General features: G+C 42.7%; 11 protein-coding genes, 2 tRNA genes and 1 pseudogene. 6 read left to right on the forward strand and 8 right to left on the reverse strand.

The window, feature by feature from the left end; translation table 11 throughout:
* Nucleotides 1-92 precede the first annotated feature (92 nt).
* Nucleotides 93-755, forward strand: coding sequence for a peptidylprolyl isomerase (locus tag J5O05_RS01060; protein WP_244369726.1), 663 nt, complete (start codon nucleotides 93-95; stop codon nucleotides 753-755).
* 155 nt (nucleotides 756-910) lie between these two features.
* Here the strand turns inward: J5O05_RS01060 and J5O05_RS01065 are convergent, their stop codons facing one another.
* A complete protein-coding gene (locus J5O05_RS01065; RefSeq protein WP_208843226.1) occupies nucleotides 911-1393 on the reverse strand; it encodes a DUF1842 domain-containing protein in 483 nt (160 codons plus the stop codon).
* A 194-nt stretch (nucleotides 1394-1587) separates the two neighbouring features.
* Here J5O05_RS01065 and ltaE point away from each other — a divergent pair, with 194 nt between their 5' ends.
* A complete protein-coding gene (ltaE, locus tag J5O05_RS01070; protein ID WP_208843227.1) occupies nucleotides 1588-2601 on the forward strand; it encodes a low-specificity L-threonine aldolase in 1014 nt (337 codons plus the stop codon).
* A gap of 144 nt (nucleotides 2602-2745) precedes the next feature.
* Here the strand turns inward: ltaE and J5O05_RS01075 are convergent.
* The 4 genes from J5O05_RS01075 to J5O05_RS01090 form a co-directional block, all read right to left on the reverse strand.
* Nucleotides 2746-2822: transfer RNA gene (locus J5O05_RS01075), tRNA-Val, on the reverse strand.
* 10 nt (nucleotides 2823-2832) lie between these two features.
* Nucleotides 2833-2909: transfer RNA gene (locus J5O05_RS01080), tRNA-Val, on the reverse strand.
* 137 nt (nucleotides 2910-3046) lie between these two features.
* Nucleotides 3047-4066, reverse strand: a complete 1020-nt coding sequence (locus J5O05_RS01085; protein ID WP_208843228.1) for a DUF3080 family protein — start codon at nucleotides 4064-4066, stop codon at nucleotides 3047-3049.
* Nucleotides 4038-5393 carry an MATE family efflux transporter gene (locus J5O05_RS01090; protein WP_208844437.1) on the reverse strand — a complete coding sequence of 452 codons (1356 nt, stop codon included), beginning with the start codon at nucleotides 5391-5393 and terminating at the stop codon, nucleotides 4038-4040. The genes J5O05_RS01085 and J5O05_RS01090 overlap by 29 nt, the downstream gene beginning before the upstream one ends.
* Nucleotides 5394-5523: 130 nt before the next feature.
* On the opposite strand from J5O05_RS01090, the gene J5O05_RS01095 reads away from it, so the two are divergent.
* On the forward strand, nucleotides 5524-6153 hold the full coding sequence (locus J5O05_RS01095) for a riboflavin synthase subunit alpha (RefSeq protein WP_208843229.1): 630 nt from the start codon (nucleotides 5524-5526) through the stop codon (nucleotides 6151-6153).
* On the opposite strand, the gene J5O05_RS01100 is transcribed toward J5O05_RS01095, so the two are convergent.
* Nucleotides 6150-6353, reverse strand: a complete 204-nt coding sequence (locus tag J5O05_RS01100) for a CPXCG motif-containing cysteine-rich protein (RefSeq protein ID WP_208843230.1) — start codon at nucleotides 6351-6353, stop codon at nucleotides 6150-6152. The genes J5O05_RS01095 and J5O05_RS01100 overlap by 4 nt on opposite strands.
* Nucleotides 6354-6426: 73 nt before the next feature.
* Complete coding sequence (locus J5O05_RS01105; RefSeq protein WP_208843231.1) at nucleotides 6427-7281, reverse strand: fructosamine kinase family protein; 855 nt, start codon at nucleotides 7279-7281, stop codon at nucleotides 6427-6429.
* A 120-nt stretch (nucleotides 7282-7401) separates the two neighbouring features.
* On the opposite strand from J5O05_RS01105, the gene J5O05_RS01110 reads away from it, so the two are divergent.
* A complete protein-coding gene (locus tag J5O05_RS01110) occupies nucleotides 7402-8094 on the forward strand; it encodes a DUF445 domain-containing protein (protein WP_208843232.1) in 693 nt (230 codons plus the stop codon).
* A gap of 62 nt (nucleotides 8095-8156) precedes the next feature.
* Here J5O05_RS01110 and J5O05_RS01115 read toward each other — a convergent pair whose 3' ends face one another.
* Nucleotides 8157-8507 (reverse strand): DUF3718 domain-containing protein, encoded by a 351-nt coding sequence (locus tag J5O05_RS01115; RefSeq protein ID WP_208843233.1) that lies wholly within the window; start codon nucleotides 8505-8507, stop codon nucleotides 8157-8159.
* 355 nt (nucleotides 8508-8862) lie between these two features.
* Here J5O05_RS01115 and J5O05_RS01120 point away from each other — a divergent pair, with 355 nt between their 5' ends.
* Together J5O05_RS01120 and J5O05_RS01125 are read left to right on the forward strand one after the other, a co-directional pair.
* Entirely contained in the window at nucleotides 8863-10245 is a 1383-nt protein-coding gene (locus tag J5O05_RS01120) for an amidohydrolase (RefSeq protein WP_208843234.1), read from the forward strand.
* 11 nt (nucleotides 10246-10256) lie between these two features.
* Nucleotides 10257-11490 (forward strand): annotated as a pseudogene (locus tag J5O05_RS01125) (amidohydrolase family protein).
* The last annotated feature ends 39 nt before the right edge of the window (nucleotides 11491-11529 follow it).

Here is an 11529-nt window from a genome sequence, read left to right on the forward strand (position 1 = left end):
AACTTTGTTGTTAATTGTTATCATCCCTTTGAAAACAATCACCTAGAAGTATAGTAGTTCGCTCTTGCTCAAACTTAAATAAAAAAATTACCATGATAAAAATTAAAAACGCAACAAAAGTGGCGTCTCTACTGAGCGCATTAGTCCTATCTGCAAGCGCTCAATCGACCATTGTAGAATTTCAAACTTCGCAACAATCTTTCAAAGTAAACTTGTACGATACCCAAGTTCCTGAAACCGTTGCCAACTTTTTAAAATACGTTGAAGCAAATCGTTACGATGAAAGTGTGCTTCACCGTGCCATTCCACAATTTATTATCCAAGGTGGGGGCATTGGTTATGACGCTGAAGATAAGCTTGCTAACATCGAAACATTCGCTGCTGTAAAGAACGAACCTAAGTATTCTAACGTGCGTGGTACAATTTCGATGGCGAAGATTCCAAATAGCCCGAATTCAGCCACGAGCCAATGGTTTATCAATGTAAAAGACAACAGTGCGGAACTGGACGTACAGAATTCGGGTTATACGGTTTTTGGCGAAGTTATCGATAGTGGTATGAATGTGGTTGACCAAATCAGTGGGTTAACGCGTTGTGGGGAAGTGCCTGTAATTAATTTTTCAGATGAGCAGTGCAGCAACGCAGACATAAAACCTGCAAAAGAAAACCTCGTCGTTGTGTACTCAGTGAAGGTTTTAGACAATGATCCAAATACGGCAGCGTCATTGAGTTCCGAAAGAAAATACACTTATTAAAAATATCGAAAAACCGAGTACAGACAATGGTTCTAGTTCAGGCGGTTCGATCTATTTTGCGCTGTTGATGCTTGCAAGTTCAGTAATTGGCAGACGATTCGGTCGCGCTTAGACCAATTAAAAAGATTGCCGCTCGTTTCCACGGCGGCAACTTATTATTTAGAACCGATACGTTGCACTTTTGTCAGTTGTTCTGACGAGGCGGCTTGGCACTGACCGTCAACGAAAATAATGCCATTGTCAATTGACGTCCAACACTCTTCATGTAAAAACTCGTATTGAGCAACGCCAGTACGCCAGTTATTGGCTAAATGAATGTGCACGCGCAAATTTTCTACATTTCCCATCTGCGCCACGTTATCTTTAAACAAAGGTCCAAACCCTTTTGCGAGCAAAACAATATTAACGGTTTCAGAAGTCCGTTGGTAACTCCAATTACCTTGCAAATTAGAAATAACGATGACATCTGGCCGCTCAGTGTTGTATACCTGTCCAAGGCCTGTTACTTGACCTGTTTTAATGTCGACAACGAGTGACAGTTTTAAGCACGGAACTAGTTTCTTGTCATCTTGGAGTTTTGGGGTAATAACGTGAAATTTGATTGGTACAAAGTCTAAATTTGAATTGCTTTCCTGCACAACTTACTCCTAACTTTCTTTAAATCAAATTAATCTAAATGCGGTTAAATAATAGCCAGATGGTTTGTAAGGGTAGCCTGTCTCGGTTGTTTGACAAGTTTTAGATGTAGTGCGGTAGGTTTCTAGCGCGCTTCAGATGCTTTTGAGCTTCAAAGTTGATAAGGTCAAAGTACGCGTCAACAAAGGAAATAAAAATGATAGATTTTCGTTCAGATACAGTAACTAAACCTTGTAATGACATGTTGAAAGCCATGATGTCCGCGTTGGTTGGCGATGACGTTTATGGCGATGATCCTACGGTTAATGAACTAGAGCGGTTTGCTGCGCAAAGGCACGGTTTTGAGAGCGCGCTGTTTGTGACTTCTGGTACTCAGGCGAATTTACTCGGGATACTGAGTCACTGTGAACGCGGTGACGAGTACTTATGCGGACAGCGAGCGCACAATTATTTATATGAAGCGGGCGGGGCTGCTGTCCTTGGCTCTGTGCAACCGCAGCCAATTGAAAATAACGACAACGGAACACTTTGCTTTGAAAAGTTGAGAAAGGCCATTAAACCAGATGATTTTCATTTCGCGCGCACTAAGTTATTGAGTTTAGAAAATACCATTGGCGGAAAAGTACTTTCAATCGACTATCTAAACAAAGCTAGAGCATTTTGCAATGAGCATGGCCTCGCGTTACATCTTGATGGCGCTCGGGTGTACAACGCAGCAGTTGCACTTGAGGTTGATATAACAGAAATATGCTCTCAATTTGATTCTATGACGATTTGCTTATCAAAAGGCCTCGGTGCGCCGGTAGGCTCACTGTTGCTCGGAGATAACGCTTATATCGCAAAAGCGAGGCGGCTTCGCAAAATGGTCGGTGGCGGAATGCGCCAAGCAGGGATTTTGGCTGCTGCGGGTCTATTTGCTTTAAAGAATAATGTTACTCGATTAGCGGACGACCACCAAAATGCTCGATATTTAGCTGAACGATTGAATGAGATTGAAGGTTTTTCAACGGTTAATTACAACGTACAAACAAACATTGTTTTTGTTGATGTTGAAGACTCGGTCGACATTCAAGTGATTGCAGACTCGCTAAAGCAAGAGGGCATACTCTTTTCGCCAGGTTATCAAGGTATGCGTTTGGTTACGCACAAAGACGTTTCTAAACAGGATATTGATGTGTTAATCGAAAAACTCAGTCATTTTGTACGTTAGGCTTAAGGAAAGCGGTGGTAGAGCGAGTCAGTTTTGCCACCCAAAACAAACGAAATCCATCAGGAATTAGTCTTTCTGAGTCAAAGTGTCTAAAGCGTTGTTCGAGGTTATTTCTGGAAGTTTAATTTAGGATAAAACAAGATATGGTACAACCGAGTGGATTCGAACCACCGACCCCTACCATGTCAAGGTAGTGCTCTAACCAACTGAGCTACGGTTGTATTATAAGATTGGTACGACCGAGTGGATTCGAACCACCGACCCCTACCATGTCAAGGTAGTGCTCTAACCAACTGAGCTACGGTCGTACTACGTTTTGGCTTAATGCCTCAACAGGGCGCTAATATATAGTGACTAAATTGATGATGCAAGCCTCTAGTATCGATTTTTTAACTGATTGGCGATTTTTAAATCACAATGAATGAGAATTAGGCTAAATCGGATTTTAGCGAGCTTTGGAATTGAAGGGATTGATTTCACAGGATTTGTAAAAACCCTGCCACCACTTTACATGTTCTTTAGCGGAATCCTTTAATTTCGCCAGTAAGCTTGCCTCATTCGTTGCATCAAATTTTATCGCCAGACTTGGTGTCTTTGCATAAAGTTTATAAAGAAGAGGAGAAATCTGCTCCAATGAACCGACGAGCTGACTTTGGTAGGGTTGAATTGGCGCTATGTAAAAGGTTTGAAAAACATTACTTAATATTTCCGCTTTATTTTTAGCTCGCCCTTTTTTGCAAAGCGTATTTTGTAAATCGATGGTGTTGAGTGAAACCGTCGTTTGTTCATTAAAATTAGTTTGTTTCACTGTGCTTGAAATCAGAGCGCTCACGTAACTATTCTGGTTTAGGTTCTTTAGCGCTAACGTGATGTCTTGTGGCGTTATCGCATCAAAATCTTGGGCATCAATTTTCGCGTTGATTGACACAAGACGTGTGAGACTTTCTATGGCTGCTTCTTTCCCTTCTATGCCGAGTACCGGTATTTCTTTTGACGTTGCTATGAGCAACGATTGCATTTCTCGTTCTCTGGACAACATGAGCTGAAATAACATCGACGCGGCTTGCTTCTTCGCAATAAGCGCATTGGCGAGCGTTGATTTTAACTGCGCATTTTTGTCATCGAGTGACTCAATGCACTTAGGCATTAACTGTATGAATCGAATCGCGTACTTGAGCTGCTCACTCGGTACGGCGACTTTACCAAGTTGGTTATTATGCTCGGCAATAAAGCGAGACACTTCACAATGGTTGATTGAAGCAAGTTCTATCAACGATATAGTCGGCTCTTTAGGTAAACTGGGTGGCGTTAACTTTACTAAGCCGGAGTAAGAAATCGTGTTGTAGGTGACGTCAACGACGTTAGCGAGTCGCTTTTGATATTCAGCATAGTCATCACTCGGCTGCGAAGAGCAGCCGATTAATAGGCCTAATAAGCTAATGGATGTTAGCAGTAAGCGTCGCAAGTCGATTCCTCACGGCAGTTATCAATAAAATCGCCGCAACTGAGAGTCCCACAATAATGCCTATCCAAAAGCCTTGTGGTCCCATCGCTGGCACAATGTAATTAGTCTTTGCTAATACGAAGCCTAGCGTAAAACCGATGACCCAATAACTTAAAAAGGTGATCAGTGAAATAGGTTTCGTAAATTTCAAGCCTCGTAATGCGCCATTGGCCGCAACTTGAAGCGCATCAGGTAGTTGATAAATACAGGCTAAAACTAAGATTGATGACGCGAGTATCAACACTTGCTCGTTACTTGAGTAAAAGGAGGCAACGACATCGCGCAGGGTAAACGTGAATGTTGCAACAATTGCGGCAACCATACATGCCAACATAAACGCGGTGGATATGGCCGTGCGTAAAGAACTTAGGTGGCCTTGGCCAGATAAATTACCAACTCGGATAGCGATTGCCATAGATAAACTGAGTGGCATCATAAATAAAACAGTCGACACACTCGCCGCAATTTGATGACCTGAAACAGCAATTGGGCCTAAGTCTGCGATAAACAGCGGAATACAGGCAAACAGCGTGACTTCAAAAAACGTCGCAAGACAAATCGGTAGACCAAGTTTAAACAGATAACTCAGCTCTTTAGGCTGAGGTTTTTGAAAATTATCGAACAATTTCAATTTGGAAAGTACGGAAGACCTTTGGCTATAGGTATGCTGTAGAATCGCCATAAACGCAAAGACAAGGCTTGTTGCAAGCCCACACCCAGCGCTTCCTAATGCAGGCATTCCAAACAACCCATGAATAAAAATATAGTTCACGGGGATGTTGAGCAGTAATCCAAGCAAACTAATGTAAAAAGCAGGTTTGGTTAGGCCAACCCCTTCGGTGACGTTTCTATAGATTGTGAACGTTAAAAACCCGAGCATGCCCCATTTTACAAACCAAATGTAGCCAAGTGATTTTTCAACGATAGTGGGTGCTGTGTCTAATCGAGCGATGACTAATTCGGTAAACGGCGCAATGGATAAGCCTAGGGCACTTAAGATAAGCACTAAATAAATGCTTTGCTGGAAGTAGTGGCGGATCCCTGAGTCGTCGCCTGCGCCATGGCAATGGGCCACAACCCCCGTCAGGGCGAGCAATATTCCTTGGAGTCCAAACAAAATAGGGTTCCAAATACCTACCGCAATTGAGAGTGCGGCAAGGTCTTCAGCACTTACTTGACCCGCCATCATGGTGTCGACTACAGACATTAAAACCAGCGTGACTTGAGCGAAAAATACCGGCGTGGCGAGTTGGATAAGTCTTTTGGCTTCCCAAGCTGAAAACATGATTATCTCGACGTAATAATTAAAGGCGTATAGTAAGTTAAAGCAGATTAAGTTTCATCTTCCTGAGACAAGAGATGACAAAAAGCGGATGAAACTATACCATTTGTCCATCAGTATTTGAGAGACCAAGCGCGTGTTCACAGGAATTATTCAAACGCAAGCAACAGTGATTAATGCAAATCAGGAAGAAGGCGTTCAACGGCTCGTACTTTCGGTGGAAAGAGGCTATTTGGGGCATCTCGATATTGGTGCAAGCATTGCGATAAACGGATGCTGCTTGACCGTTGTGCATTTCGAAGTTCCACCTCAAGATGTGGTCGGTCAAGTCCACTTCGACGTAATCGATGAAACATTGCTGCTTACTAATTTGGGCAATTTGCGTCGCGGTATGAAAGTGAACTTTGAACGCTCAGTCACGTTCGGCACTGAGTTAGGTGGTCACATCGTTTCTGGTCATATTCACGACACGGCAAAAGTTGAAGAAATCATTCATGAGCAGAACAATTGTCGTATAAAACTCACATTACCGAGCAAATGGATGAAATACATTATGTATAAAGGATTTGTTTCGGTTAACGGGGCTAGTCTGACTGTTGGCAACATGGATGACAACGGCTTCTGGCTGCACCTCATTCCTGAGACTTTACAAATCACCAATATTGGTTTGCTTCAAGTTGGTGACGCCGTCAATATTGAAGTGGATCAACAAACACTGACTATCGTTAACACAGTCGAAAATTACTTACGAAAACAATCCACCTAAAATATTTGTTCATCGTCACTGTCAACGTGGAGTTCAAGTTTGTTCCGTAAATCGTCGATGTGCATATTGAGATGTATTGGATTGCAACAGGCCGCACAATCTTCGTAAAAATCTTGGTCTCCACAGGTGGTATCAAGTGAAACGTGAATATGATGACCACAATGAGGGCACTCGATGCGTTGTGAATAGAGCTCTCTCATCACGCTACCTTTTTATGCCATTAAACACCTCCTAATTATAGCTCGAAAGTCAATAATGGCACTTTTGTGAAGGCTATTTTAAGATTTCATAAATTTTGTTTTTAGCTTGAACAAGATAGTTGCCAGCGTACATGTTTGCTTGATGAAGAATAGGGTAAAGTTGGTAGAGCGCTTTTCGCTGTTCGTAACCATGATGCAGCGGCGCTATGCTCTCATATCCCTGATAGAAAGCGTCTGGAAGCGGGCCAAATAACTCACTTGTCGCGAGATCGATTTCTCGGTCACCATAATAGCAAGCCGGTTTGAATAGGACTGGCTTAGACTCATGAAAGCCAATGTTACCGCGCCAAAAATCGCCATGCAGTAGGCTCGGTTCGACTTGATGCGGTAGCATTGCACGAATGGTTTCAACGAATGCATCTATTTCGACAAATTCAACCCCTTGCTCTGCTAACAACTGAAGTTGCCAGCCTATGCGTTCCTCGGCATAAAAGGTATCCCATTTTTTATGCCAGCGGTTTGGCTGTATTTGTGTGTGAAGATAGTTATCTGATTCCAGCCCATACATTTTTTGTTCGTTGCGGCTGTGCATTTTGCCAAGCAAAACACCGCACTCAAACCAATTGTCTTGTTGTGGCTCGGTTGTCACCCATTCAATGACGTGATAAGCAAACTCCATCGTCGTACCAATTAAAATTGAGTCTGCTATTAAGAAATCGCTATCTCGTATCAACAGTGCTCGGTTACCCGCTTCACACTCAAACCGTTCGAGTGCTTCTACGCGAGCTACTTTTACAAGATAATTTACCGCACCGTTGCTTATTTTGAATCGGCGTTCGTAGTCGTGGCCAGGAATTTCTGACTTTTTGACGATTTCGAAAGGCTGATGAAGAACTTCAGACAGTTGTTGGCAAACAGCATTCCACATGACAAGTCACTTTATCTATCAACGTACTTACAATAATGGCTGAAGATTGCCAAAGCACAAAACATTGAGCAGAAAAATTATTGATATAGAATAACAAACGTTGAGAATTAAGGAGTTTGTATGAACAAAAGCGTCGTTACGAATTTGTTTGCTGCCGCATTAGTGGTGCTTGGGTATGTTATCGATAATGCACTCGTGTTTTCCGTTGGTTTATTTGCATTATCTGGCGCGGTAACAAATTGGCTTGCGATCCATATGCTGTTTGAAAAGGTCCCTTTGCTGTATGGCTCAGGCGTAATCGTTATTAAGTTTGAACAATTCAAATCCGGTATTCGCGATTTAATTTTAAAAGAATTTTTTAATCGCGATAAAATCGCCCAATTTATCGAACAAGAACAACAAAAGTTTGATTTAGCGCCTGTTATCCAAAAAGTCGATTTAAGCCCTGCATTTGACAAACTGGTTGCTGTAATTGAAGCATCACAGTTTGGGGCAATGCTCGGTATGTTTGGTGGCAAAGAAGCCTTAGAGCCAATGCGCGAATCGTTTCAAGAAAAAATGAAAGAAGCAATGAGCGATATTGCTAAGAGTGATGACTTTCATGCGCTCTTAGCCGAAGAGTTGAAAATGGGTAAAGCCAATGAAGAGTTACTCGAAACAGTAGAAGATTTGGTGGATAAACGACTCGCCGAGCTTACACCTCAGATGGTTAAAGAAATTATCCAAACAATGATTAAAACCCACTTAGGTTGGTTAGTGGTGTGGGGTGGTGTGTTTGGCGGTCTATTCGGACTTGCAGCTCATTTAGTTTAATTCACCGTTAATCGTCGATATGGCATGCGAACACAAGTCGCATGCCTGTCGAATCTTAAACATTAGCGACTGCCACTAATGTAAATTGTTTTAGGTGTGTTGGCCGCGAGGTCCTTGATCGATGTATTGGTCTCAAGCGAAAGTCCAAGCAGGCGTGCAGTTTTTGAAAGGTCGTATTTTTTAGCAAAATCTTCAACACGGTTGTCATTACAACGCAGTTTCATTGTCACTGTATTTTTGCTTACACGCGTCAATGTTAGGGTATCGCGAAGTGTATTGATGCTATCGGATGCGACGGCCATGCAAAGCGCTGTAGCTACGGAATCATCATTTGCCACAAAATTGTTTGCATTAGCTGTTGTAACTACAAAACCTAAGAGTGCTGTGCATGTTAATAGTAAACGTTTCATCATGGTATTCCTTGTATCGGTATGGGCAATTCCAGTATGGCAATTGCCATCAAAATTGCTGTTAACCAACTGCGACAGGATGTAAGTAGCTGTTTCAACCCCGACACACTCTTAAATAAACTCGCTAGTACCAACAACTTAAGTTGTGTTTTTTGACACAATTTCACGAAAATATTTTTCGTTTGTTCATGTTGATTCACCGCTTACCTTTGATTATTTCCACGAGGTTGCTACCTTTAATTAACTAAGTAGCAATGTATCTTGATTTTCATCGTAATTAATTGCTTTTTAGGCTTGTTTATTAGCATTTAAGACGTAGATCCGATACATTCCCTAAAAAAACAACAGAGAAAAAACAATGCAAAAATTTGTTCCTTCCATTTTAGCGGTGGCACTGGGTGTCGCGCTAACAGGGTGCCAAGACCAAGGCCCAAAAAGAGAAAAGGTCGAAATAAATAAAAACCCTTATCCGAGCACCTATAAACCTTACTCAAGTTCGTCCACTCTTATTAAAAATGCAACAGTACTTACGGGGACGGGTGAGCGTTTAGACAACACCGACGTATTGCTTGTAGATGGTAAGATTAAAGAAGTAGGTCAAAATTTATCAGCGACCGCAGATACAACCGTTGATGCAAATGGGAAATGGGTAACACCTGGTATTATCGATGTTCACTCGCACTTGGGTGCATACCCAAGTCCACAAGTTGAGTCTCACCAAGATGGCAACGAAATGACTTCACCTAACACGGCTGAAGTGTGGGTTGAGCATTCAGTGTGGCCTCAAGATCCTGGTTTCAACCGTGCTCGTGAAGGTGGTATTACGACATTACAGATCCTACCTGGTTCTGCAAACTTGTTTGGTGGCCGAGGTGTAACGCTTAAAAATATTCCAGCGCCAACAATGCAAGGTATGAAATTCCCAGATGCACCTTACGGTTTGAAGATGGCGTGTGGTGAAAACCCGAAACGTGTTTATGGTGGAAAAGGCGTATTACCTTCAACTCGTATGGGTAATATGGCTGGCTACCGTAAGTCTTGGGCTGCCGCAACAGAATACAAACGCGCTTGGGAAGAATATGATAAAGCATATGCAATGGGCTTAAACCCAGAAGCACCAGAGCGCGATATTAAAATGGACACGCTTCGTGGTGTGTTAGATGGCGACATCCTAATTCACAACCATTGTTATAAAGCAGAAGAAATGGCGATGATGATCGACTTATCGAAAGAGTTTGGTTATCACGCAGGTACATTCCACCACGGCATTGAAGCTTATAAGATAGCTGATTTGCTTGCAGAAAATGGAAACTGTGCGGCACTTTGGCCGGATTGGTGGGGTTTCAAGATGGAAGCCTATGACATGGTACAAGAAAACGTAGCAATTGTTGATGCAGTTAAAAACTCTTGTGCGATTGTTCATTCTGATTCCGACACAACAATTCAACGCTTGAACCAAGAAGCGGGCAAAGTGATGTATCGTGCGAATGACGTGGGCTTCAACTTGAAAGAAGAAGACGCAATTAAGTGGATCACCTACAACGCGGCGAAGAGCCTAGGTATTCAGGATAAAGTTGGTTCATTGGCCGCTGGCAAAAACGCTGACGTGGTTATCTGGAATCAAAGTCCATTTAGCGTTTACGCAAAAGCGCAACAAGTATTTATCGACGGTGCAAAAGTGTACGACCGTGACGATGAAAAATATCAAGCAGTTAGTGACTTTATGCTAGGTCAGAAGTAAGGAGGCCAATTATGAAAACGTTTAATTTGAGCACATTGGCTTTCGCACTAGTGGCATCTAGTTCTGCGTTTGCAAGTTCAATTGCAATTACAAATGCAACCATTCACACCGCCACAGACAGTGGTGTTCTGCAAAACGCCAGTTTGGTGATTACAGATGGCAAAATTTCGGCTATCAACCCAAGTGAAGTGAAAGCGGATACGGTAATCGACGCCCAAGGTGGTATTGTCACACCAGGTCTTATTAGTTCAATGAATCAATTAGGGCTTGTAGAAGTGGGAGCCGTTGGTGGTTCTCGTGATGCTGGGGACGACAAAGCTGGAATCGATTTTGATCCGAGCACAGCATACAACCCTCGTAGTTCATTAGTAGCCTATGCGCGCAAAGGCGGGATCACACAAGATCTTATCGCACCTACTGGTGGTGAGACGATTTTTGCTGGTCTTGCTGCTGCGGTTGAGCTTACAGGCGCATTTGATAGCGTCATTGGCAGCCAGAAAGCGTTAGTTGTCGAAATGGGTGAAAAAGACAAGGTACTCACGCGCTATGTCTTATAAAACGCTAGTTGATAAGCTAGAAAGCCATAAGCAAAAGCTTGCGAAGAAAGACGACAAGAAGAAAGACGAAACACCAAGTACTGAAGAACAGGTTCTGACCAAAGTCCTAGCCGGTAAACTTCCAGTTGTTGTTGAAGTACAACGCGCTGCTGATATTCTACAATTGCTTAAAATTAAAGCACAGTACAACCTTAATCTAGTGCTTAGTGGTGCGAATGACGCGGTGTTAGTTGCGGACGAAATAGCAAAAGCAAATGTACCGGTTATTTTCAGTGCGATGGACAACTTACCAGGTAATTTTGATGCAATGCACGCGAATCTAGCAAACGCTGGCAAACTTGAAAAAGCGGGTGTAAAGGTAATGCTTACTGTCGCGGGTGATGCAAGCCACAATATGTATCAATTGCGTTTTGATGCCGGCAACGCGGTGTCTTATGGCATGAGCTACGATGGCGCAATCAAGGCCGTGACTGCAAACGTAGCGGACGTATTTGGACTAACGGGTGGCAAAATTGCGGTAGGGCAAAAAGCAGATGTTGTTCTTTGGAATGGTGATCCACTTGAGCTAAGTTCTCATGTCGTTAAAATGTTTATTAATGGCGAAGAGATTTCAACGCAATCGCGTCATGACAAGCTGCGTGATCGTTACATGAAGAAATCGGACATGCCTGCGGGTTATACAAAATAATCGGATCCCATTGACCGAAAGATAAAAAAGGCCTGATTT

Origin of the sequence: Pseudoalteromonas xiamenensis, from assembly GCF_017638925.1 — a bacterium.
Taxonomy (GTDB): Bacteria; Pseudomonadota; Gammaproteobacteria; order Enterobacterales; family Alteromonadaceae; genus Pseudoalteromonas; species Pseudoalteromonas xiamenensis.